The sequence below is a fragment of the Micromonospora sp. NPDC001898 genome (assembly GCF_042891255.1).
Lineage (GTDB): Bacteria > Actinomycetota > Actinomycetes > Mycobacteriales > Micromonosporaceae > Micromonospora.
The window spans coordinates 100,243-124,112 of record NZ_JBIATC010000014.1 but is presented as its reverse complement, the minus strand read 5'-3'; the positions used below and the strand labels follow the sequence as shown (position 1 = coordinate 124,112).

The window sequence follows — 23,870 nt, the reverse complement described above, 5'->3', positions numbered from 1 at the left end:
CCCTCCGGCCGCTGCGTAAACGGGTTCCGCCCCCACCAACCGCCTGATCAGTTTCGCCCGCGTCGCTCCGGGCAGCCATCACCAACGCGAGTAGTCCCGGCCGGTCCGGATGACGATCGCGCCGGGTGCGAAGCTGACCGCCGAAGCAGGTCGTGCGGGCGCGGCAGCGTCCGGGCCGGCCTGAAGCACCCGCAGCCGCACCTCGGTGCCACTGCCAGGGGCCCAGCGCCACGCGGATCCCGGCGACGTCGCCTGGCCATTGCGTCGGTGGCGGCCTCCGCCGAGTTATCGCTTTCCTCCTTGAATTGGGTGGCCGGCAAGGCTTCAATACCAAAAACAAAGCAAGCCTGACCTAACAAAGGTAAGGCTTATCTTGCCGACTGCGGCACCCGACTGGAATTGAGACAAGCCTGCCCGGTCGACGGTCCGCTGCTAAGGTGGCAACTGAGCAACTCAGGTGCGGATTGATGGGCACCGGCGATGGTTTACCTCCCGGTCGCGCGGCGAAGACTGACTAACCGCCAAGCATGCGCCGGGGTGGAATGTTCCGTTGTCCAGGATCAGATGAAGGAGGCACCAATGAAAACGTTGCTACAGTCGCCCCCGGTGCAGGAGTGCACCGCCACGGCGTGCAGTTTCAATGACAACGGTTGTCACGCTCCAGCGATCACCGTGGCTTCGGCGGGTGATGCCGCCTCCTGCGCGACGTTCGTGGAGTCCTCGGTGTCCGCCGGGATCGCGGAGGTGACCGGCTCCGTGGGCGCGTGCGCGCGCTCCGAGTGCGTCTACAACACCAACCTCGCCTGCAAGGCCAAGTCCATCACCGTCGGTCCCGGCGCCACCGTCAGCGACTGCCTCACCTACCAGCCTGCCTGACGGCCGGCAGGCGGAGTTCCACGGCACACAGCGGCTTGGCAAGGTTAGCCTTACCTACTAATGTCGTCCCCCTGGGTCAGGTTTTTCTTCACGTCATGGCCAAGGGGGCCCGACATGGTGTTCCATCCAGCCGGGCGGCCGGCGGCACTGGCGGGCGCTTCCGCTGGTGCCGCCAACGCGACAGCAGGGGTGCCAGCAGCACGCGCCGTACTGACTGATTCAGGCGCGGTGACAGCCCGTTCTGCCTTGTCCGCTGCGCCCTCCCTGCGACTCCGGCTCGGCGACACCGCCGTTGACCTCATGGGGGCACATGCCGTCCTGCCCGACGGCACGGTGATCCTCGCGGTCGATGCGATGACCCGAACCGGCGGTCTGCTGGTCGCCGCGCGTGGTCGGCCGGGTGCGGTACGGCTCGACGTGACCCAGCTTGTTCCGGTCGCCGCGCGGTCCCGGGTACGGGCCAAGGTGTGGGTGTTGGGCACGGCCCATCGCTTCGATCCGGTCAGCCTGGACGCGTGCGACGGCGACACCGTCATGTCCCTGCTCGATCTGCCTCCTGTCGCGCTGTGGGCGGTGGAACCGGTCGAGGTCGGCCTCCTCCGCAACCTCGACGAGGCCAACGTCAGCGTCAGTGCCTACCGTGCTGCGCGACCGGATCCGCTCGCCACCATGGAAGCCGTCTATCTACCGCACCTCGCCCTACAGCACAACGACGTTCTCGACCAACTCGCGACCCTGATCGATCCGGTGTTGACAGCCAGGTCGACGCGAGTCATCCCGGTTGCTGTCGACGCCGACGGCATCGTGCTCCGCGCCGAGGCGGTCGGCGGTCACACCGACGTCCGACTGCCGTTCGCGAGCCCAGTCACCGGGTGGGCCGGCGTCGCCGGAGGCCTGCGGATGCTGCTTGCCGAGGCGGCACGGCGGAACGCCGTTGGTTCGCCTGGTCCCGCGAGCATCGCGGGACGGCCTCCGACGGTCATTTGCGATCTCCCTGCGGCGTTCTGCGGCGTAGCCTCCGTCTGACGGTGCCAGGCCCGGGAGCAGGCGAGCACGACCCCGGGTCAGGCGGCATGGCACCGGTCTTCGACGGCGCCAGTCAGCGGGTCTTCTTCGTCGCCCGCTTGCGCGGTGGCGTCAGCAGGTCGGCGATCGCCGCGATCGCGGACGGCACCAGGCGGTAGTACGCCCAGACACCGCGCTTCTCACGCTCGAGCAGGCCGGCCTCGGTGAGGATCCGAAGGTGATGACTCACGGTCGGCTGGGAGAGCCCAAGCGGCGCGGTGAGGTCAGTCACGGACGCCTCGCCCTCCGGAGACGACTGGATCAGGCTGAGCAGTCGCAGCCGGGCCGGGTCGGCGAAGGCCTTCAGCACTCCCGCGAGCCGCTCGGCATCGGCACGCTTGATCGGCTCGCCAGCAAGGGGCGAGATGGCAGGCATCGTAGTTTCCGCAGTTCCCACGTCCTGCATCGTTGCAGCAACACCCCCGACAGACCGGTGCAACGAGGCCTTGATCACGGTGAGCTTCTCGGGAGGGACTCTTCTGAACCCGTTCGGGTCGTATCGGCATGATGATCTACGGAGCGAGGGAGGTGCCGGGGGTGCCCGCATCGTGTGATGTGGTAGCCCCGTTACCTTTTTGACCGTCCCCAGCCGGGGACCTCGGTCGCCCGGCCCGGTATGACCTGCCTCCCTGTCGTCCGGGTCGTCTGGTCGGCTTTGCCCACGCAGTGTCGGCACCGTCGTGGGCAGGGCGTCTGCGGGGAGGCGTCGGTGAGGCCGCTGGCGTGCAGGATCGTGGTCACGGTCTGCGCGAGGGTGCTGGTCTCGGGGATGACGGTTTCTCCGGGGATGTCGAGCAGGTCGCGGTGGGTGTACCAGCGGCGCATCTCGTCGGGGGTTACGGGGATGGGTTCGGCCCGGTTGAGGTGGCGGCGGACGGTCTCGTCGAAGGACACGTCCAGGTAGAAGACGGCGACCGGTCCGGGATGGCTGGTGATGAGCTGGTGCAGCGCGGTGGCGTAGCGTTCGGTGTGCAGGATGCCTTCGAGGATGACGTGGTAGCCGAGGTCGAGTGCGGTGCGGGCGGTCGCGGTGATGAACGCCGGGGCTACCGGGTCGATGCTGGCACTGTCGTGTTCCCGGAGGACGGTTCTCCGCAGGTAGTCCTGCTCCAGCAGGGCCGCACCGCGCCCGAAGCGGCGTCGGGCCTCGCGGGCGGCCGTGGTCTTCCCGCTGCCGGAGTTTCCCCGAATGATCACCAACGTTGGGGGCACGAGCTTCGTGGGGTTCGACGTCGTCATGGCGTGCTCCGTCAGGCGGTTGCGGTCTGTCGGGGCACCGTCGCGGCTGGCGCGGTGGTGTCGTAGCCGGCGGCTTGGAGGGTGAACAGCTCGGCATACCGTCCGTCGGCGCTCATGAGGTCAGCGTGGGTGCCGGCCTCGACGAGGCGGCCGTGGTGCAGGACGTAGATGCGGTCGGCGTGGCGGACGTTGGCCAGCCGGTGGGTGATCAGGATGGTGATGCCACGTCCTTGCCGGTCGCGGATGGCCTGGAACAGGGCGTCCTCGGCGCGGGGGTCGAGGGCGGATGACGGTTCGTCCATGATGAGCAGGTCGGCGTCGCGCAGGAACCCGCGGGCGGCGGTGATGCGTTGCCACTGACCGCCGGAGAGGTCCTGGCCCCCGGCGAAGGTGCGGTCGAGCAGCGTCTCGTACCCGTGTGGCAGTTCGGTGATCATGTCGTGGGCGACGGCGCGGTCGGCGGCGGCCTCGATCCGGTCCTGCTCGGCGGTGGTGGTGATGTCGCCGATGGCGATGTTCGTGGCGGCGGTGAACGGCCACTTGTGGTACTCCTGCGTCACGACCCCGATCCGCGCCCGCAGCGCGTCGACGCCCCACTCGTCGACTGGTCGGCCGTTGTAACGGACGCCGCCTCCGGTGGGCGTGCGGAGAGTGGCGATCATGGTGGCAAGGGTGGACTTGCCGGAGCCGTTCTCCCCGACGAACGCCACTGTCTGCCCGGCCTCGATCGTCAGGGTGACCTGGTCGACGGCGGCGGTGTCGCGGTCGGGGTAGCGGAGGCTCACCGCGTCTACGGTGATCTCCCGCAGCCGGTCTGTCGCCGGCGTCTCGGCGGCCGGGCCGGTGTGTGGTGGCAGGTAGTCGGCGGCGCGGGTCATGAAGCCGGTGTAGTCGCGAAAATGCTGGCCCTCGGTGTAGACGCGGTCGACCTGGAAGGTGACCACGGACAGCGAGCGTTGCGCGGACTGGACGGCGATGACACAGGTCGCGGCGGCGGCGAGGGGAATCTGCCCGTCGATGAGCAGCAGGCCGAGCAGGACGTAGACCGCAGTGGTGGCGATCCCGCCGATCATCGCGCCGACGGTGGTGGTCGTGGTGACCCGCCGCGCCAGGGCGAGTTGGATGCCGGTCTCGACGGCCATGACCCGGTCGTACTGGTCGAGCAGGAAACCGCGCAGCCCGTAGGAGCGCAGTTCGGGGGCGGAGTCACGTTCGGCCATCAGCCGGTGCAGCAGCCACAACCGCCGGCGGCGTACCGACCCGGCGGCGTAGGTCTGGTAGCGCAGATGCCCGGCGCGCAGCGACGCCCACCCGTTCGGCACCGTCGCCACGAGCAGGGCGAGCAACAGCAGCGGGTGGACCACCACCACGGCGACGGCGACGGCGAGGACACCGGCGAGGCCGGCGAGCAGGTTCATCGACGCCTGCACCAGGCCGGTGGTGGAGTTCGCGCCGCGGGAGGCGCGTTCCATGTCGTCGGCGAACGCGTCGGCGTCGAAAGCCTCCAACCGTACCGCCGTGGTCACCTCGAACAGGCCGCGTTCGACCTCCCGGTCCACCTTCGGGGTCAGGCCGTTCTGCGCGTACCCCATGGCCGTGGCCATGCCGGCGCGCAACGCGGTCACCGCCGCGAGCGTGGCCAGGGCGGGCAGCGCGGCGGTGACCTTGTCGGCGGTCGGTCCGCCGGCGAACAGTTCCACCAGCACGCGCTGGGTGGCGAGGAGCCCGAACGCCGCCATCACGCCCGCGCCCACCGTCGTGGCCGCCACCACCGACGTCCGTACCCGGTCGGCGCGCCAGCTCACCACGAGCGCGGCCCAGACCAGCCGCGGCAGCTCGGAGAAGACGGCGAACAGGCCGGCCTGCGCCCTGGCCCGCACCCCGGTCTCCCACCACACTTCCCGCAACTCCGGCAGCACCGAATCCCGCTGTGGCGGTTCGAGACGGGCGGACGTCCGATCGGGGTTAACGGTTTTGGTCATGGCGGTACCTCCCGGAGGTGAGCAGGGTGAACGACGGCGGCGGTGTTTCGATGGCGGACGGCGGGACGCACAGGCCCCGTCGGCGATCTCGGCTGGCACCGCCGAAGCTGCGCCTTTCGCAGGAAGAGCCCCAGGTTGCCTGCGGTCAGGTGACCCTGACGCCGTCTTCGAGGTAGTAGCAACACCCGTCAGCGCGGGCGCGCAGCGCCTCGGCGATCCGGCGGGCTAGCAGCGGCCGTACCAGTTGGCCGGTCCGTGGCGGGTCGCACCACGCCCAACCCTTCAACTCGCCCGGCGGCACCACGATCCGATTAGCCTCGGTGGCGTCGAGGGTGCCGCCGTCGTAGATGACCATGAGGCCCTCGGTACGCCCCTCGCGTGCCGGCACCCAGTCCCCGACGAGTAGCCGGCCTGGCGACAGGGCCAGACCGAGTTCCTCCCGGCACTCCCGGATCACGGCCTGGTACGGCGACTCGTCAGCCTCGACGCATCCGCCGGGGATCTCCCACTCGGCTTTGTAGACCGGTTCGACCAGCAGAACCCGCTCGTCCGCGTCGGTGATCAGCAGCCCGGCGGCCATCCGCTTACGAGGCAGGTCTGCGGTGACATCGCGGCGTTCGGAGGGCATGCAGGGACGGTAGGGCGCGGCAGGGGCGACACGCCCGCAGCGCCGTGCGCCGACATTGTCGGCAGATGCCGACGCCATCTCCGACGCCACCCCGACGTCGATAGCACCGCCGCCCCGACCTGCCGACACCGGCGCCGAGAACCACGCGACCACCGCCGACGGCGGGGCGGGGCCGTCTCCGGCAGCTCGGAAATTGTCACCGGGGGCGGCTATGGTGTTCGCTCATCGTGACCGCGGCGACGGGGGTGGCAACGATGGCCGACCACGACGAGATCAACGCCGCCCGCCGCGCGCTCGGCCGCCACCTCGCCCACCTGCGTAAAGACGCCGGCCACACCCAGCACCGGCTCGCCCGGCTAGTGCAGTACGGGCGCAGCTCGGTGGCGAACACCGAAACCGGGCGGCAGCACCCCGAACGGCCATTCTGGACCCGCTGCGACCAGGCGCTGCGCACCGGTGGCGTGCTGACCGCCGAGTACGACCGCATCGCCGACCTGAACCACCGCCGCCGCCCGGCGGCTCCGGACAGCAGGATCAGCGACAGCGCAGCGGTGTGGTGGGAGCCTGAGGACACCATCACCGCCCGCCGGACCACGCTGACCACCGCCACCGACGACGACGCGCGGCTGGCACGCCTGGAGCACGAGATCCGGCAGGCGATCGCCGACAACGAACGCTGCCCACCAGCCACCCTCGTCGCCCGGCTGCGTCCACTGCGGGCCTGCGTCGACCAGCTGATGGCCGCCCGGCAGCACCCTCCACAACGCGTCCGGCTCTACAGCGCCGCCGCGCACCTGTCCGGGCTCCTCGCCGCCCTCGCCCTGGACCTACGCGCCTTCCGCGTCGCACACGCCTACGCCGCCGAGGCCTTCGACCTCGCCCACGCCGCCCGACAACCCGACACCCGGGCCTGGGCCCGCGCCACCCAAAGCCTGATCGCCTTCTACACCGGCAACCACCGCGACGCCCTCGCCTATGCCGAAGACGGCCTCCGCCACGCCGGCAACTCTGCCGCAGTGAACGGCCCGAGGTGGCCGCCGAGGCGCTCAGCCTCCTGCTGAGCTGTGTCGGCGACGACGGCCCGTTCCACCCCGCGCCCCTGCGCCCTGATGACACGCACCTGTCCGAGTTCGTCACCCGGACCCGGGCCATCATCCACAGCGGTCGGGCGGCCTACTACCCCTGGCTGTGTTCATCACATGTCGGAGCAAGGATCGGTGCGTTGGAACTCCTGAACGTCCCCGAGCCCAGGGCATCAGAGTTCCAGCGGGAGCTCGCGCGGTTGGAAGCATCCGACGGGAACCGCTGGATTCAGCAGGCGATCCGGCAGATCCGGCTCGACCTCTAACGGTGCCACCACGGGAAGTCCCGCACCCAGTTCCTGTCGGATAGGGGCGATCGTCGAGGATGCCTGGGTGCAGGTGATCTCCGCAGCGCACGCCAAATGAATCTTCCCGTTCACCGGGCTGTAGCCCGCCCAGTCGTCCTGTCTCAAGCTATCGATACGAAGCACCGCCCGCCACGATGAAAATGGCTCACTGTTTCTCGCCTGAGGAAGCCCGGACAGCATCAGGCGATGCGCCGGGTGATCCTGCGGGCGTGTGACCTAATGCCAGCCCTGGACCAAGCCATCGAAACTCTCCGTGACACGGACCGCGGTTGAGTCAAATGACATCGGATCGCCATGTGCTTGTCGTGACCGACATGCAAAAAGGATTCGTGCGGGAGTAGTCAGCGCACATCGTTCCTGTCGTTGTCGACCTTGTACGCCACTGGCGGGCAGCCGGCGGCGACACGCTTTTTCCCGCTACCTGAACTATCCTGGCATTCCCTTCGAGCGCTTCTTTGGCTGGCAGCGACTTCAGTCTTCCCCGATATTGATCTCGTGTCGGAGTTGCGCCCGCATGTGGACCGGGGCGTGGTGCTTGACAAGAGGATCTATAGCCCGTTCACCTCCGGGGGCGTGGCGCTATTCAAGCAGCACGATGGAAAGGCAACCGCCCTCATTGGCCCGTCACCGCAGCCACTCGGCGCGTATTAAACTGCGGACTCAGGTTCGAGTCTCGGTGATAGTCCGGGGGCGTCAGGCGGTGGCCAATGGCCTCGAAAATCATTATCGTGCTGGCCGGGTTCGCGTTAGCTCAACAGCGCGCTACCACCGTGATGGGCCGTTCGGCCTGGTGAAGTGAAGCTGTCCAAAAATATACCATGGTTGGGGATCATTCGGGGCCCACTCGGCCCGAACACATCGATGCGTGGCTCTTGCCGGTCAGCCCGTCCCTGTGAGAAGATGCACTGATCACTGTTCTGGCAATCAAGGGTATTTCGGCTCACTGATGGAAGGGGTGTGGGTTTGATGAGTAAGATCCGCACAGCGCTGCACATCGCAGTGATCGCGACCACGGCGGCCGTGGCCCCCGTGGTCGGCGCTTCTGCCGCACATGCTGGCATAGTCGGTGGAGTGAACGTCGAGAGTTATTGTCAAGGAACCTATGGAATGCACTCCGTGATCCGGTACAACAACATCAACGGATGGCGGTGTACCAGCGGCCCGACGACTAGCGACTCGTACGTTAATTTCACTACTGCTTGTGCGACGCAGCGTTCAACCCCGCATTGGGGCTACCACGACTACTACAACCCTTATACAATCTTTTGCTATACGTGATGGTGTTCTTTTCTGAACCGTGCGACGTGCAGCCGTCTGCGCAAATCTCGGGGACCACGTGGGGATCACACGTGATGCGTGATGACGGACGATGGGCCGTCGGCTGAACGGTCTGATCATGGGGATAGCGTGCGTGACGTGCGGCAACGCTTAGCAAATCGTCCTGGGGGTCAAGGGTGGTCGGTTCGAATCCGGTCGACCTGACAGATGCAAAGTCCTGACCAGCAGAAATGCTGGCCAGGACTTTGATGTTTGCCTATGAACTTTCGAACCTCCCCCGAAACCCCCTCAATCACCGGGTCCGGCGACCAGGTTTGTCATTCACGGGTATCCTTGTGCGCTCCGGATGCGGGGTTCCCGTCGCGGTCGGTGCCGAGTCGTTCAAGGACGCCGGAGGCAACAGCGAGCGACCGATGCAGCTCAGGTCCGTCTGCCGGTGGATCAGGCCGACGGTTCTGCTGTGTGGATTAGTCCGAGGAATGCGGTGGCGGCCGGGCTGGGGTTGAAGCTGCTCCAGGCGAGGTGCTCGATCCTGGTCGGTCCGCCGGTGAGGGTGATCGTGCGGAGGGTGTCGTTGGCGGGGACGACGCCGGGCGAGAGCAGCGCGACCGCGAGATCGTTGCGGACGAGGTCGAGGATGAGGTCGGTGCTCATCGCCTCGAATGCGATGTCCCTGGGGATGCCCGCCGCGTCGAACGCGAGGTCGGAGGGGGCGCGTCCCGGGGTGCCTGCGGGGAAGTCCACGAAGGTCTCCTCGGCCAGCTCGTCCAGGCGCAGGCAGCGGCGTTCGGCGAGCCGGTGCTGCGTGCTGACCACGGCGACAAGGCGTTCGCGGGCCAGCTCGTGGGAGGCGACACCGCGTGGCGGGGTGCTGTCGGGCAGGCCGAGGACGGCCACGTCCATCGTGCCGGCGCTGATGGCGGTGATGAACTCGTCGCTGCCGCCGCTGCGCAGCCTGATCCGCACGGCGGGATGCGCCCGCCGGAAGCGCCCCAGCGCGGCGGGGATGTCGACGGCGGTGACGGTGGGGATCACGCCGATGGTGAGGGTGCCGCGCAGCTCGCCGGTCGCGGCGGCGGCGTCGGCGATGGCGCGGTCGGCGGCGTCGATGCTCGCCTGGGCGGCGGGCAGGAACGCGGCCCCTGCGGCGGTGAGCTCGACCCGGCGGCTGGTGCGGGCGAACAGCTGCACGCCGATCTCGCGTTCCAAGGCTTTGATCTGGTGGCTCATCGCCGACTGTACGATGTGGCAGCGCTCGGCGGCGCGGGTGAAGTTCCGCTCCTCGGCGACGGCCAGGACATACCGCAGCTGCTGCAACTCCATGAATTCATCATGAATGGTGATCGCTGCCATGAGAAGCATGTCTTGGACCCATGATCGTTCTCGGCCGACGATGGATGGGTGAGCACAGCAGCCACTCCCGTCCCCGTCCTGCCTGGAGCAGCGTCCTCGACGTCTCGGGCGGGGTGGGCCGCCCTTACCGCGATCGCTCCGGCCGTGTGGGGCACGACCTATATCGTCACCACGCACCTTCTGCCGCAGGGGCATCCGCTGTTCGCCGCGCTGATGCGCTCCTTGCCTGCCGGGCTGATCGCGCTGGCGCTGGCGCGTCGGCTGCCGCGGGGCGCGTGGTGGTGGAGGAGCGCGGTGCTCGGGGTGCTGAACATGGGCGCGTTCTTCCCGCTGCTGTTCGTCGCCGCCCAGCACCTGCCCGGCGGGGTCGCGGCCACGCTCGGGGCGACCCAGCCGATCCTCGTCGCGTTCCTCGCCGTCGCGATCCTGCACGAGAAGCTCTCCGCCTGGCGGACCGCCTGGGGATTGGCCGGGATGGTCGGCGTGGGCATGGTCGTCCTCGGCCCAGGCGCGGGGCTCGACCCGATCGGCATCATCGCCGGCATCGCCGGGGCGGCGTCGATGGGCACCGGCGTCGTGCTGACCAAGAAGTGGGGCCGCCCCGAGGGCCTCATCGCGATCGGGCTCGCCGGGTGGCAGCTCACCGCCGCCGGCCTGCTCCTGCTGATCCCCGCCCTGATGATCGACGGCATCCCTCCCGGGATCGACGCACCAGCCGTCGCGGGCTACGCCTGGCTGGGTCTCGTCGGCGCACTGCTGACCTACACGGTCTGGTTCTCCGGCATCCGCAGACTGCCCGTCGCCCCGACCGCGCTGCTCGGCCTGCTCTCGCCGCTGGTCGCGGCCGTCCTCGGTGCCGTCATCGCCGCAGAAGCACTCACCGCCGTCCAGATCGCCGGGTTCGCCCTCGCGCTGGCCGCCATGGCGTGCGGGCAGCTCGCCCAGCGCCGTCGAACCTCGAAAGGACTCCCCGCATGAAGCTCACGATCATCGGCGCCACCGGCATGGGCGGCGCCCGTCCGCCCCCCCGTTGAGCGGTGAGGACGGGCGCGGATCAGTTCCCCGCGGAGGTGCGGCCGTGGCGAAACTTGGCCTTCTTGGCACGGTTGCCACAGGTGTTCATCGAGCACCATCTGCGATTGCGGGCCTGGCTGGTATCGACGTACAGGCCGCCGCAGTCCGAGTTCTCGCAGGCCTTGACCCGGTCTCGCTGCTCGCCGCCCAGAGCGAGGATCGCGTCACGGGCGATGAGGCCGAGACTGGCCTGCACTTGGCTGCCGGCCTCGGTCTGCCATCGCATGCCGTCCTCGGTGAGCACGGGGAACGACTGAGATTCCCGGGCGAGCATGTTGATGAGCGTCACATCGGCGCGTCGGGCCGGGGATCCTGCGGCGACGTCGGAGCCGGCGCGATGGATGGCCTCACGGAGGCGCCGAGCCAGGACCAGATCTGACCCGACCGCCCTCTCACCGCCCAGTCCCAGGCGATTCGCTGCGAGCCAGTCATCCAGGCGACCGGCATCGGGCAGGCGCTCCACGGGCTGTCCGCTGCGGTCGCTGAGGGTGGCGGTGAACCGGAACGCGAGTTGCTCGTTGTCGAGCCGGAACGCCGGAACCTCACTCACGTGCTCACGCACCTTCACATCCTCCGCCTTGACCATGGAACCACCTTAAGCAGTTCCACTCGGCAAGTCGATGCTAGTATGGAACCGCTTGAAACGGTTCCAACAGAAGGGTGTGGGAGATGACTGCTGATGTGACTGTGGTCGGTACCGGCGGGATGGGGACGGCGATCGCGCGCAACCTCATCAAGGCCGGTTACAGGGTGGCGGTGTGGAACCGCGATCAGACCAAGCTCGCGCCGCTGCTCGGCATGGGTGCCGTGGAGGTGGCACATGCCCGAGAGGTGTTCGTCTCCTCGCCCATGGTGTTCTCGGTGCTCGCCGACGATCAGGCGGTGCGTGAGGTGTTCCTCGACAGCGGAGCGCTCGTCGCGGCCCCTTCGGGAGCAGTGCACGTGAACCTCGCCACGATCAGCCCTGCCTTGGCCGAGGAAGCCGCCGCAGGGCACGCCGAGCAGGGCGTCGGGTACGTGGCAGCGCCGATGTTCGGCGGCGTGCCCGTCGCCGAGGCCGCCAAGCTCAACATCGTCACCGCCGCAGCCCCCGACCTGATCGAGCGGGTACGACACCTGCTGGAGGCGGTCAGCGCTCGCGTGTGGTCCGTGGGCGAACAGCCGCAGCAGGCGAACGTCGTGAAGGTCGCCGGGCAGGTGCTCATCGCCTCGGCTATCCAGTCGATGTCGGAGGCGGTCAGCATCGTCGAGCGCGGCGGCATCGACGCCGGCACCGTGGTGGAGCTGTTCACCTCGACCATCACTCCGGGCCCCGTCTACACGAACTACGGCCGGCTCATCGCCGCCGAGAAGTACACACCCGCAGGGTTCACGCCCGTGCTGGGCCGTAAGGACGTCGACCTCGCTCGCACCCAGGCCGCAGCGACCGGACTGCGACTACCCCTGGGCGATCTGCTCTCCGAACTGCTGACCGAGGCCATCGATACCGGGCACGGACGCGACGACTGGGCCTCGCTCGCTGACCTCCAGCGCCACCGCGACTTCACCGAGACCGACCAGTGACCGCGGACACCGAAACAACGGGCGTTGTCGCGCCGCCGCGGCTGCCCTGGGCGGCACTGCCCGCGCTCGCGGCAGCCGGGTTCCTGGCGATCTTCACTGAGACCATCCCCGCGGGCCTGCTGCCGCAACTCGCCTCCGGTCTGGGTATCTCAGACCTGGTGTCAGAAAGATCAATCACGGTTCCCGGGCCAGCGCTGGCCACGGCAGCTCAGACAGCGGCTTACGACGGACATGTTCGTTCACGCTTCCGGGGCCGGCACCGGTTGGTTGCGTCCACGGAAGTGGTGACAGGGTTGATGTGCGTCATCCCAGCGTGTGCAGGGCGTCGTCCATCTCGGCGAGCAGGCGCACGGCGGTGTCCTCGGTCATCCCGTCGGCCCGCCACAGCATGATCAGCGACCAGGAACCGTCCGGGCGGGGAAACGCTTCGAACATCAGCTCGACGGCGGTGGTGGGGGGCCGGACCCGAACCCGTTCGACAACGACGTCCGCGCCCATCGTCACCGGTGGCGTCTCCGCCTGGAGCACCGCCCAGACCTGGAAGAAGGGATGCCGGGACCGGTCCGGCCGCAGCTCCCGGACCAGCTCGTCGAAGGGGATCCGGGCATGCTCCAGAGCAGCCACCGTACTGTCGCTGACCGCCCGCAGCAGCGCTCCGGGCTCGCTGTCCGGCACGTCGTACACCGGCACCGCGAGCGGGTTGACGAAGTACCCGATGATCCGCTCGGTCTCGGTGTCGAAGCGGCCAGCGGTAACCGTGCCGATACGCAGGTCGGGTACCCCGAAAACGGCGGCCACCGCCCTGCCGGTGGCGGTGATCAGGGCCGACACCGGCGGTCCCCCGTTCGCGGCGGCGGCCCGATGCAGGGCGGCCACCGTCTCCGCCGCCACCTCCAGTTCGAGTTCCCGCCGCGGCCCCTCACCCACGGCCGACGGACGCGGCAGAAACGGGGCCGGCGCACCCTTGAGGGTGTCCCGCCAGAAGGGCAGTTCGGTACGACCCCAGTGCTCCAGGTTCGCCTGCTCCCACACCGCGAAGTCCCGGTAGGAGACCGGCTCGCCCGGAGTCGGGCTGTCCTCCCCGGCGAGACGGGCCGCGTACGCGTCGGCGAGGTCCGCCAGAAAGACCGATTCGGACCAGCCGTCGAACGCGACATGGTGCACGTGCAGGCAGAGCAGGTGCCGACCCTCGTCGAGCCGGCAGATCCGGGCCCGGACCGGGATCTCGTCCTCCAGCTCGAACGGGCGGCTCCACCAGTCCATGGTCGCCTGCTCGGCGGCCAGTTGGACCGTGGCCGCCGCCGGGAGGACCACATCCTCGACGCTGAGCACGACGGCGTCGCCGTCCAGCACCTGCTGGATCGGGAAGTCGTCGTCCCAGCCGTAGCTGGTGCGCAGCACCGGATTGCGCCGTACGACGTCGGTCAACGCCTGCCGCAGCACGTCCGGATGCGGGGTGCCGGTCATCAGATAGGCCAGCACCAGCATGTTGTCGGCCTGGCCGGGGGCGGTCTGCTCGGCGAGCCAGAACCGGCGTTGCGCGTGGGAGAGCGGGGCCGGGCCGCTGGCGGCCAGCGGCACCAGCGGCGTCGCGGCCCGTGGCGCGGTCGCGTCGAGCGCGTCGACGATGCCGGCCAGCGAGCGCCGCCGGTAGATGTCCGCGATCGTGCAACGGACACCGAGGCGGCCGGTCAGCCGGGCGGCGAGCCGGATCGCGTCGAGGGAGGTGGCGCCCGCTGCCAGCAGGTCGTCGGAGGCCGTCACCTCCGGCAGGTCGAGCAGGTCGCGTACCTCCGCCATCAGCGGGTCCACGGCGTCGTCGGCGGCCCCGGCCGGGGCGTGCGACACCAGCCGGTGCAGCTCGGCCTGGTCCAGCTTGCCGTTCGGGGTCAGCGGTAGCCGGCTGACCTGGTGGAACCGGGTCGGGATCATCGCGTCGAGCAGGGTGCGCGCGGCGAAGTCGCGCAGCGGCGCGAGGTCCACCGGGCGCCCGTCGGTGGAGCTGAAGACGCAGGCCAGCTCCGCGTCACCGGCGCGCCGCGTCACCCGCAGCACCGCGCACGAGGCGATCGACGGGTACGACCGCAGCACCGCCTCGACCTCGCCCGGCTCGATCCGCACACCACGGATCTTGAACTGCCGGTCGATTCGGCCCCGGTACCGCAACTCGCCGTCCGGGCCGAGTTCGCCACGGTCACCCGTGCGGTAGTAACGGACACCGTCCCGGTCGAAGAACCGGCGCGCGGTCTCGTCCGGGTCGTTGAGGTAGCCCAGGGCCAGCCCGTCACCGGAGAGTGCGATCTCCCCGGTGCCGTCGAGGAGCACCACCCCGGTCTGCGGCACCGGCCGACCGATGGGCACGTCGTCGGTGCCGTCCACCAGGTCGGCGTGGGTCACCACGTGGGTGGTCGCCGCCATCGAGCACTCCGCTGGCCCGTAGAGGTTCACCAGATGCAGCTCCGGTGCGGCGTCGAGAATCCGGCGCAGGTGCGGGGCGGACACCCGGTCCCCACCGACGACCAGGACCCGGATGTCGCGGAACAGCTCCGGGCACTCGTCGGCGAAGACGTTGCACAACGAGCTGGTCACCCAGAGGGTGTTCACCCCCCGGGCGATCCCGGCGCGCAGCGCCTCGGCGTCCAGGGCCGGCTGGTCGCGGTCCATCAGCACACAGCGACCGCCGTTGAGCAGGGCCCCCCACAGCTCCAACGAGTGCATGTCCCACGGCACCGGTACGGCCTGCAACAACACGGTGGTCGAATCCAGCGGGATGGTCGGCGAGTTGACCAGGACCCGGCAGGTGCCGCGGTGCGGGGAGAGAACGCCCTTGGGCCGGCCGGTCGAGCCCGAGGTGTGGAACACGCTGGCCGGGGCGGCACCGTCGAGTCCGGGTCGACCGGTCGGCGCGTCGGGCGCCACCGGCCGGGGTGACCCGGTGAACACGTCCGGCGAGAGGCTGACCAGACCGGTCCCGGCGAAGCGCTGCTCGTCGTCGGTAATGACCAGGGACGCGCCGCTGCGTGCCACCACCCCGTCGACGCGGTCCCTGGGCCACCGGGGATCCAGGGGCAGGTACGCGGCCCCGGCCAGCAGCACGCCGAGAAAGGCCGCCACCCGCTCCGGGGTGCGTTCCATGTGCACGGCGACGACGTCACCGGCCGATACACCGCCGGCTCGGACTGCCTCCTGGGCCGTGGACGCCTGCGCCCACAGCTCGCCGTAGCTGACCCGGCGTTCCCCCTGCTGGACCGCCGTCGCGTCGGGCCGCTGGCGGACGCGGGTCGCGACGACCTGTTCGATCCGGTCACCGAGGGCGTACGGGCTGTCCATCGGTCTCACTCTCCTGGTGGCGGGGCAGTGCAGCGGAACAGCGGCGGGACCGCCCGACTCAGACGACCCGCACCGGGAGGGAGGTGATGCCGAGCATGAAGTTCGACCGCGCGCCCCGGACGAACAGGTCGACGGCGGTGAGGTCGATGCCCGCTGCGCCCGTCACGCCGGGTCGCCCCCCGCCACGGACTGGTCGATCAGGGCCGCGAGTTCGGCCAGGACGGTGTTGGACAGCAGCGCCTGGAACGGCAGCTTCACCCCGAGGTCCCGGCTGATCCGCCGGTGCATCTGGAAGGCCTGAAGGGAATGGCCACCCAACGCGAAGAAGTTCTCGTTGCTGCCGATGTTCTCCACCCCGAGCAGCCGCTCCCACAACTCGACGAGATACCGCTCGGTGTCCGTACCCGGCGGCAGGTAGCTGTCCCGGCGCAGGCGGTGGGCGTCCAGCAGTTCGCGCAGCGCCGGCATGTCCCGCTTGCCGTGGTCGGTGGCCGGGATCTGCGGCACCACGATGAAGTGACTGGGCACCATGAAGTCCGGCAGGTCGCCTTCGGCCTGGGCCCGCAACTCCGCGACGCTGGGCGTGCCGTCGACCACCACGACGGCGATCAGCCGCCGGTCGTCACCCGTACCGTCGGGCAGGACGACCGCCTCCTGCACCTGCCGCTGGCGGCGCAGGCCCCGCTCCACCTCGCCCGGTTCCACCCGGTAACCCCGGATCTTCACCTGGTCGTCGGCCCGGCCGATGAACTCCAGTACGCCGTCGGGCCGGCGACGGACCAGGTCACCGGTCCAGTAGGCCCGGACCGGAGCACCGTCGTTGCCAGTGAGCGTGCGGAACCGCTCCTCGGTCAGCTCCGGTTGGTCCTGGTAGCCACGGGCCACCCCCGGTCCCTCGACGAACAGTTCGCCGATCTCCCCGTCGGCGGTGGGCCGCAGGTCCGGCGAGAGCACGTGGGCGGTCACCCCGGACAGCGGCCGGCCGATGGGGATCAGGTCGCTCTCGGCGTCGGCCATCGTCACCAGGTGCGCGGTGCAGGCCGTGGTGATCTCGGCCGGTCCGTACATGTTGTACAGCTCACCGGAGAACCGGCCGCCGAGCAGGTCGCGGCAGGCGGACGGCTGGAGCACGTCCCCGCCGACCCGGACGAGGCGTAGCGGGGCGAACGCGTCGCGGTCCGCCCGGACCACCTGGTTGACCACCATCGTCGGGACCACCATCACCGTGACCCCGTACCGCCTGAGCTGCCGCTGGAAGTCGGCCGCCAGCAGATCCGGTACGTCGGGCAGCACGACCACCTCGGCGCCGACGGCCAGCGCCGTCCAGAGCTCCATGTTGAAGGCGTCGAACGACACGCTGGAGATCTGCCCGGACCGGTCGGCCGGGGTGAGCTGGGGCAGTCCCGGATTGAGCGCGAGCGAGACCAGGTTCCGGTGTTCCAGAACGATCGCCTTCGGCTGCCCCGACGAGCCGGAGGTGAACAGGACGTTCGCCGCGCTGGCGGGTTCGACGGCCGGCATCGGCGCCGGCTCCGACCGGGTCACCTCGGCCAGGGTGACCACGTCTACGGGGAGTTCCCGCAGCCGGTCGAGCCAGCCCGGCGCGCAGATGACCAGTTTGGCGCCGCTGGTATGCAGCATGAGGTCGCGCCGGGCGTCCGGGTAGCGGCTGTCCACCGCGACGTAGGCGGCGCCCGCCTTGAGGATGCCGAGGACCGCCACGAGCAGGTCGACGGACCGCTCGGCGTAGAGCCCGACCCGGTCCTCGACGGCCACGCCCCGGGCCCGTAGCCCGGAGGCCACGGCGTCGGACTCCCGGTCGAGTTCCGCATACGTCAGTCGGCGGTTGCCGTCGCTGACCGCGGGGCGGTCCGGATGCGTCCGTACCGCCGCCCGGAACAGCCCGGGCAACGTGTCGACGACCACCGGCGCATCCGCTGAACCCGTCACGGCGTCTCTCCCCTCATCGTCGGCGAACCTGACTTGTTCCCGCCGTCCTCGGCCGCCACGAGCGTCCGCACCAGCCCACACAGTCCGGCGAACGTCGGCGCCTGGACGAACTGCGGCAGGCGGAGCCGCACGCCGAGCCGGCGGCGCAGGTCCGCCAGCACGCGTACCGCGCCGAGCGAGTCACCGCCGAGGCGGAAGAAGCTGTCCGCCCGGCCGAAGCCGTCATGGCCGAGCACCCGGGCCCAGGCGTCCCGCACGGCCGCCTCCAGCGGGTCGGCCGGCTGCGCGGTGCGGCCCTGCCGGGCCTGCACGTGGTCGAGCACCAGCCGCCGTGCGCGGTTCCGGTCGGCCTTGCCGCTGGGCAACCGTGGCAGCGCCGGCGCCGTGACGATCACGTGGGGCACCAGGTAGGGCGGCAGGATCCGGCGCAGCCGCTCGATCGCGTCCTCCGGATCGAACCCGGCTGCGGGGGACCGCCGTGGCTCGCTGACCAGTGGCCGGGACGGATCCACCGTGGCCCGCGCGGCGTCCCACTCCGCGTACCGCCGGGCGGCCGTGGCGGACCGGTCGAGGTAGGCGCAGAGCAGAGTGGCGTCCTGCGGGTCGACGCGGAGCACAGCGACGCAGCCGTGGGCGCGGGCGAGATCCACCAGCGCCGCCGGGGTCACCGGCACCCGGGGCTCCGGGGCCGGGAGCCATGCCGCGTTCTGGGCGTTCGGAATCCCCCGGACCACCGCCGGGTCGAGGCCGTCGCCCACCCGGGCACAGATCCCCTCGAACGACTCAGGGGTCTGCCAGGCGTGTTCACCGGGGGTGCGGTCGGGCGCGGTCGGCGCCCCGGCCCTGGTCAACACCACGTCGAACCGGAACGCGGACATCTCGCTCCATGCGTCCAGGTGCTTGGGCCGCAGGGAGACCCGCAGGTCACCCCGGGACCCGGCGAGCCGGTACAGGTACCCCGGGTCGACGAGCAGTTCCCGTTCGGCGTCGGCGAGTTGGTCGGCCGCTGCGGCCAGTCGCGGCCCGTCCGCGTCCGGATGGCGTGCCTCTGCCATCGCCCGGTAGTGCGCCCGCGCCAGCGGCCACGAGCGGAGATCACCGAGGAAGATCCGGCCACCGGGCGACAGGTGGTCCAGACACGCGCCCAGCACCTGGTCGAGGTACTCCCGGGTCGGGAAGTACTGGATCACCGAGTTGAGCACGATGAGGTCGAACCGGTCCGGCAGGCCGTCCCATTCGTCGGCCGACCTCAGCAGCGCCGCGAAACCGGGGCCCAGCGTCTCCCGGTCCGCGTTCAGCGCGTCCACCGACCGGGCCGAGATGTCGGTGGCCAGCCAGGTCGCGGCCTTCCGGGCCAGCGGCCGGGTCACGATGCCCGACCCCGCGCCGATCTCCAGCACATGCTCGAACCCGAGGCGGGTGAGCGCGTCGAGTGTGTGGCCGGCCCACTCCCGCATCACCCCGTCCGGGTACCGTTCGCGGGTCAGGCTGCTCGTCCAGCCACTGAACTCCGACCGGTCGAGGTCGGTGTAGACCTCTTCCCACTGGGTGCGCCAGTCATCGACGGCGGCGCCCGCCCCGTCGCGCTCGGTGGGCACCACCAGGGCCGCGAGGCTACGGTTGTCGTCGACCTCGACCGCGACGACCGTGGAACCGTTCACCCCCGGCAGCCGGTTGATCGCGCTCTCCACCTCGCCCGGCTCGATCCGGTAGCCGCGCAGCTTCAACTGGTCGTCCACCCGGCCGCGTAGCTGGTACTGGCCGTCGCGGGTACGCCGGGCCCGGTCACCGGTGCGGTAGCCGCGTCCGACCCCGTCGATCGTCTTGAACGCCTCGGCGGTCAGCTCGGGTCGGTTGAGGTAGCCGCGCGACAGCGCCGGACCACTGATCCACAGGTCGCCCCAGGTGCCGGCGGGGGCCGGACGGCCCCACCGGTCCCGCACGAGGAACCGGTTGGTGCGCAGTGGCACGCCGACGGAGATGTCCCCGGGGGTCATCTCCCAGGCCGACGAGTAGACGGTGGCCTCGGTCGGGCCGTACCCGTTGAACGCCTGTCCGGCCAGGCCCAGCAGCGCGTCGCGGACCTCCACGGTCAGCGGTTCCCCGCCGCAGATCGCCACCCGTACCCCGCCGTCGAGGTGTTCGGCCAGGATCCGCCACACGCTCGGCGTCGCCTGCACCACGGTCACGCCACGGTCCCGGACGAGTTCGGCGAGCCGGACCGGATCGGCCGCGATCCCGGAGTCCGCGACCACACACTCGATGCCCGTGGTCAGCGGCAGCAGCAGTTCCACCAGCGAGATGTCGAAGGTGACCGTGGTCGACGCGACCATCCGGTCGGCTGCGTTCGGCCGGACCAGCCGCTCCATCTCCGCGATCAGCCCGGCCAGGCTGCCGTGCTCCACCAGCACACCCTTCGGGTGGCCGGTGGAACCGGAGGTGTACATGACGTACGCCGGTGACCCGGGGTCGGTCAGGAACTCCCCGATGGTCGGACCGGTGTCGCCGTCCTCCCCCAGCAGCACCGCGGTGCGCCGGCCCAGCTCGGGGACCGCCCGGTCGGCGACCAGCACCCCGATCCCCGCGTCGTCGAGGATGAACAGGTTGCGCGGCAGCGGGTTCTGCGGGTCCAACGGCACGTACACGCCGCCCGCCGCCCAGATGCCCAGCACGGACACCACGAGACCGACACCCCGGGGAAGGTACGAGCCGACCGGCACCCCCTCGGTGACACCGGCGGCGCGTAGCCGGGCGGCGAGCCGGAGAGCGGCCCGCCACAGCTCACGCCGGGTGAGCCGAACATCTCCACAGGTCACCGCGACCGCGTCGGGCGCGGCGAGGACCGCGTCCGCGACCAGGGAGAGCACCGGCGACGGCACGGCCGTCACCGGCTCCGACCCGTCGGGCCGCTCGGCGACCTGTTCCCCGGGGAGCAGGTCGATCTCGCCCACCCGGACCCCGGGGTCGGCGAGACAGCGTCGCAGAACCTCGACGTACGAGCCGACGGCCTCGGCAATCGACCGGTCGTCGAACAGGGCCGTGCGGTACTCGAACCGCACGTTCAGTCCCTCGCTGTGGGGCGCCAGATCGATCAACAGGTCGAACTTCGCGCCCGCCGGGTAGACCGGACGGGCGTGCGCCCGGCTGGACCCGAGCCGCAGGTGGATCTCCGGCACGTTCTGGTACGTCATCATGACCTGGAACAGCGGATGCGTCCCGGGGGTCCGGTCCAGCTCCAGCGACCGGATGATGAGGTCCAGCGGGGCCTCGCGGTGCAGCAGCGCCTCGAACGCGCGGGCCTGGGTACGGCTGATCACCTCGTCGAACGACGGGTCGCCGCTGAGATCGAGCCTGATCGGCAGCGTGTTGACGAAGAAGCCCACCGCCCGCTCGGTCACCTCGTCGCGGTCGTCGGCGACCGGTACACCGATCACCAGGTCCACCACGTTGCACCATCGGGCGAGGAAGACCCCGAGCACCGACACCGCCACCACGAACGGGGTGGTGCGACGCTCGGCGGCCAGCTTCCTGAGTGCCTGCGCCGTCGACCGGTCCAGCTTGTGGGTACGGATGCCACCACGCCAGTCGAGCAGATCGGGGCGGCGGGCCCGGTCGACCGGAAGGTCGAGTTCGGCGGGTGCTCCCCGGAGCGTCTCCCGCCAGTGGCTGACCGCCTCCTGCTGCGTCTGCTCGGTGCGTTCCCGCCGTTGCAGGGCGGCCAGTTCGGCCATCCCCGGAACCGGCGGCAGTTCGGTGCCGGCCCCCGCGGCGCCGGCCAGCCCCGCGTAGAGAGTGGAGAGATCCTCGGCCAGGTTGGCAACCGACCAGCCGTCCACCACGGCGTGGTGCAGAATCAGGGCGAGCAACGCCTCCTGCTCGGGCAGCGTCCAGAGCGCCGCCCGGAACACCTCACCGCGTTGCAGGCTCAACGGCCGGTCGAGGAACGCGGCCAGCTCGGCTTCGGCCTGCGCGGCTGCCTGCCCGGTCGACACCCGCAGGTTGCCGCCGGCCGGCTCGCCGACCAGCATGTGCACCTTGTCGCCGTCGTCCACGAACGTGCAGCGCAGCGCCTCGTGCCGGGCCACCAGCGCGTCCACCGCCGCTTCGAGGGCCGGCACGTCCAGCTCGCCGTACACCTGCCAGACCAGTGGCACGGTGTAGGCGGCGCCTCCCTCCTCGTGCCGGTCGACCAGCCACAGTCGACGCTGTTCGGGGCTGGCGGGCACGGGCCGGCTCATCGGGTCGCTCCCTCGGGTTGCGCCGTCGGCACCGGTTCGTCCGCGACGCTGTCGATGGTGGAGGGGACCGGCCCGGGGTTGCTGCCGGCGGGGGTGTATCGGACGCGGGTGCGCTGCGCCCACCCGACGACCGGCCCGGTCGCGGCGGCGAGCAGCAGGAAGATGACGACCAGGGCGAGCCAGCCCACGTCGGCCCAGACGCCCAGGAGGTAGGTCACCAGGACCGGACCGCAGATCGACCGGGTCGTCGAACCGAGGGAGTGGATGGCCCCGTACTCGCCCTGGGCCTCCGGGTGTGCCAGCTCGAACCGGAGGGACCAGTCGGCGGCTGCGGCGCGCAGCTCACCGGCGGTCAGCAGCAGGACGCCAGCGGAGAGGACGGCCCCGGCCAGCACGGCGGTGTCGGTCCAGGCGGTGACGCCGAAGATGGCGCAGGCGAGCGCGGCGGCCAGGCTGCCCTGGATGAGGGCCCGGCGCGCGTCGGGCACCGATTCGACGTTGCGTGCGGCGCGGACCTGGAAAAGAACGATGAGCAGGGTGTTGGTGATCATTAGTCCGGCGAAGATCGTGGCCGGGGCGTCGGTATGGTGGGCGATCCACAGCGGCAGACCGATCACCAGCACCGTGTCGTAGATCGAGACGAGGCCGGCCAGGATGGACACCGCGAGGAACGGCGGATCGCGGAAGACGCCTCTGGGGCCGGTCCGGACGGTTTCCCGCCGGCCGGGCACCCGGGGATACTGAAGGCTGATCGCGCTGACCCCCAGGGTGAGCGCCGCGTAGGTGACCAGCAGCACGACGAACGCGGTACGGGTGTTCACCGCGAGCGCGACGCCGGCCAGGGCGGTGCCCACCGAGAGGCCGATGTTCGCGATGCTCCGGCTCCGGGCGGCGGTGGCCACCCGGCGCTTGTCGTCGACGAGCTGCGCCAGCAGCGCCTCCCGGCTGACGCTCGCGCCACGTTCGGCGATGCCGAGGGTGCACATCAGGATCAGGAACGACGCGACGCCGTTGATCAGCGGCAGGCAGGCGAGCAGGAGTCCCTGCACCGCACCGGCTCCGATGGTCGTCTCGCGTGGCCCGATCCGGTCGACCAGCCGGCCGACCGAACCAGCCGCGAAGATCCAGACCGAGGCGGTGAGGGAGAAGCCGAGCCCCACCTGCACCGCCGACACGTCGGCGAAGGTGGAGAAGTAGATCACGCTGACCGCGGTGTAGAGACCGAACCCGACGCACCCGACGAGGGTGTTGACGAGCAGGATGGCCTCGACCTTCGGCAGGTCGCGGACGCTGGCCCACCAACGCGATGGCCAACCGGCAACGCCTCTGAAGCTTGCCACCTGACTGATCGTCCTTCCGCCTCGATGCTTCGCCGGACCGCGGTGCGCTGGCCGCACCGACCCGTGGTGCTGGCGCTTCACCCGCGCCGACGGGCAGATCCGGCTCACCTACGTCCACCGGCCGGACCGGGCCACCGGGTGGGCGGGGCCGACGGGGGTGGGTGTTGGCCACCCGAATGAGGCCTGAGCAGGGGAAACCCGCCGGTCGGCCCGGCCGGGTCCCGATTACGGTCGGGGTTGCGGCATCCGATCGGACCATGCCGGTCGTTACTGGTCGACCGGTCCGCCGGGGACGTGACTCAGGGGATGCCGCCTGACGACATGCCGCTCGGGAGACGGTCGGTCATACCTGGGTGCGTCCACCAATTGTCACGTCGCCACATCTCCCGCGGTCACTATCTGTAGCCACAATTAGCACATGCAACGCAGTTGATGTCTGATGCGGCCCCGACGCTAGCAGGAGTCGGTCGGGTGATCAAGGGCACTCAGGGAGCCGTGCCGACCCCGGCGGCCCGGTCGCCGACACCGATCCAAAATGCACAGCCGTCGCTACGCGGAGTGACC

At 70.2% G+C, this 23,870-nt stretch carries 16 protein-coding genes; 6 read left to right on the top strand and 10 right to left on the bottom strand.

The window, feature by feature from the left end:
* Nucleotides 1-579 precede the first annotated feature (579 nt).
* Nucleotides 580-876, top strand: a complete 297-nt coding sequence (locus ACFYZF_RS24340; protein WP_387024394.1) for a DUF1540 domain-containing protein — start codon at nt 580-582, stop codon at nt 874-876.
* A 114-nt stretch (nt 877-990) separates the two neighbouring features.
* Entirely contained in the window at nt 991-1,902 is a 912-nt protein-coding gene (locus ACFYZF_RS24335) for a DUF2470 domain-containing protein (protein WP_387024392.1), read from the top strand.
* Between the two features lie 73 nt (nt 1,903-1,975).
* On the opposite strand, the gene ACFYZF_RS24330 is transcribed toward ACFYZF_RS24335, so the two are convergent.
* The 4 genes from ACFYZF_RS24330 to ACFYZF_RS24315 form a co-directional block, all read right to left on the bottom strand.
* Nucleotides 1,976-2,347, bottom strand: coding sequence for an ArsR/SmtB family transcription factor (locus tag ACFYZF_RS24330; RefSeq protein ID WP_387024445.1), 372 nt, complete (start codon nt 2,345-2,347; stop codon nt 1,976-1,978).
* Nucleotides 2,348-2,508: 161 nt separating this feature from the next.
* Entirely contained in the window at nt 2,509-3,180 is a 672-nt protein-coding gene (locus ACFYZF_RS24325; RefSeq protein ID WP_387024390.1) for an AAA family ATPase, read from the bottom strand.
* Between the two features lie 11 nt (nt 3,181-3,191).
* The gene (locus ACFYZF_RS24320; RefSeq protein WP_387024388.1) at nt 3,192-5,162 is read right to left on the bottom strand and encodes an ABC transporter ATP-binding protein; all 1,971 of its coding nucleotides are present in this window, start codon (nt 5,160-5,162) and stop codon (nt 3,192-3,194) included.
* 145 nt (nt 5,163-5,307) lie between these two features.
* Nucleotides 5,308-5,790 carry an NUDIX domain-containing protein gene (locus ACFYZF_RS24315; RefSeq protein WP_387024386.1) on the bottom strand — a complete coding sequence of 161 codons (483 nt, stop codon included), beginning with the start codon at nt 5,788-5,790 and terminating at the stop codon, nt 5,308-5,310.
* 254 nt (nt 5,791-6,044) lie between these two features.
* Here ACFYZF_RS24315 and ACFYZF_RS24310 point away from each other — a divergent pair, with 254 nt between their 5' ends.
* Nucleotides 6,045-6,851, top strand: a complete 807-nt coding sequence (locus tag ACFYZF_RS24310; protein ID WP_387024443.1) for a helix-turn-helix domain-containing protein — start codon at nt 6,045-6,047, stop codon at nt 6,849-6,851.
* Entirely contained in the window at nt 6,821-7,138 is a 318-nt protein-coding gene (locus ACFYZF_RS24305) for a hypothetical protein (protein WP_387024384.1), read from the top strand. The genes ACFYZF_RS24310 and ACFYZF_RS24305 overlap by 31 nt, the downstream gene beginning before the upstream one ends.
* Before the next feature lie 1,761 nt (nt 7,139-8,899).
* Here the strand turns inward: ACFYZF_RS24305 and ACFYZF_RS24300 are convergent.
* The gene (locus ACFYZF_RS24300; RefSeq protein ID WP_387024382.1) at nt 8,900-9,781 is read right to left on the bottom strand and encodes a LysR family transcriptional regulator; all 882 of its coding nucleotides are present in this window, start codon (nt 9,779-9,781) and stop codon (nt 8,900-8,902) included.
* 78 nt (nt 9,782-9,859) lie between these two features.
* On the opposite strand from ACFYZF_RS24300, the gene ACFYZF_RS24295 reads away from it, so the two are divergent.
* Nucleotides 9,860-10,789: an EamA family transporter gene (locus ACFYZF_RS24295; RefSeq protein ID WP_387024380.1), complete on the top strand. Its 930-nt coding sequence runs from the start codon at nt 9,860-9,862 to the stop codon at nt 10,787-10,789.
* Nucleotides 10,790-10,865: 76 nt separating this feature from the next.
* On the opposite strand, the gene ACFYZF_RS24290 is transcribed toward ACFYZF_RS24295, so the two are convergent.
* The gene (locus tag ACFYZF_RS24290; RefSeq protein ID WP_387024378.1) at nt 10,866-11,471 is read right to left on the bottom strand and encodes a CGNR zinc finger domain-containing protein; all 606 of its coding nucleotides are present in this window, start codon (nt 11,469-11,471) and stop codon (nt 10,866-10,868) included.
* A gap of 83 nt (nt 11,472-11,554) precedes the next feature.
* Here ACFYZF_RS24290 and ACFYZF_RS24285 point away from each other — a divergent pair, with 83 nt between their 5' ends.
* Nucleotides 11,555-12,448 carry an NAD(P)-dependent oxidoreductase gene (locus ACFYZF_RS24285; RefSeq protein ID WP_387024377.1) on the top strand — a complete coding sequence of 298 codons (894 nt, stop codon included), beginning with the start codon at nt 11,555-11,557 and terminating at the stop codon, nt 12,446-12,448.
* Between the two features lie 303 nt (nt 12,449-12,751).
* Here ACFYZF_RS24285 and ACFYZF_RS24280 read toward each other — a convergent pair whose 3' ends face one another.
* The 4 genes from ACFYZF_RS24280 to ACFYZF_RS24265 form a co-directional block, all read right to left on the bottom strand.
* Nucleotides 12,752-15,778, bottom strand: coding sequence for an AMP-binding protein (locus ACFYZF_RS24280; protein ID WP_387024375.1), 3,027 nt, complete (start codon nt 15,776-15,778; stop codon nt 12,752-12,754).
* Between the two features lie 162 nt (nt 15,779-15,940).
* A complete protein-coding gene (locus tag ACFYZF_RS24275; RefSeq protein ID WP_387024373.1) occupies nt 15,941-17,728 on the bottom strand; it encodes a non-ribosomal peptide synthetase in 1,788 nt (595 codons plus the stop codon).
* Nucleotides 17,725-21,966 carry an amino acid adenylation domain-containing protein gene (locus tag ACFYZF_RS24270; protein ID WP_387024371.1) on the bottom strand — a complete coding sequence of 1,414 codons (4,242 nt, stop codon included), beginning with the start codon at nt 21,964-21,966 and terminating at the stop codon, nt 17,725-17,727. Before ACFYZF_RS24270 ends, ACFYZF_RS24275 begins: the two co-directional genes overlap by 4 nt.
* The gene (locus ACFYZF_RS24265; protein ID WP_387024369.1) at nt 21,963-23,306 is read right to left on the bottom strand and encodes an MFS transporter; all 1,344 of its coding nucleotides are present in this window, start codon (nt 23,304-23,306) and stop codon (nt 21,963-21,965) included. The genes ACFYZF_RS24270 and ACFYZF_RS24265 overlap by 4 nt, the downstream gene beginning before the upstream one ends.
* Nucleotides 23,307-23,870: the final 564 nt, after the last annotated feature.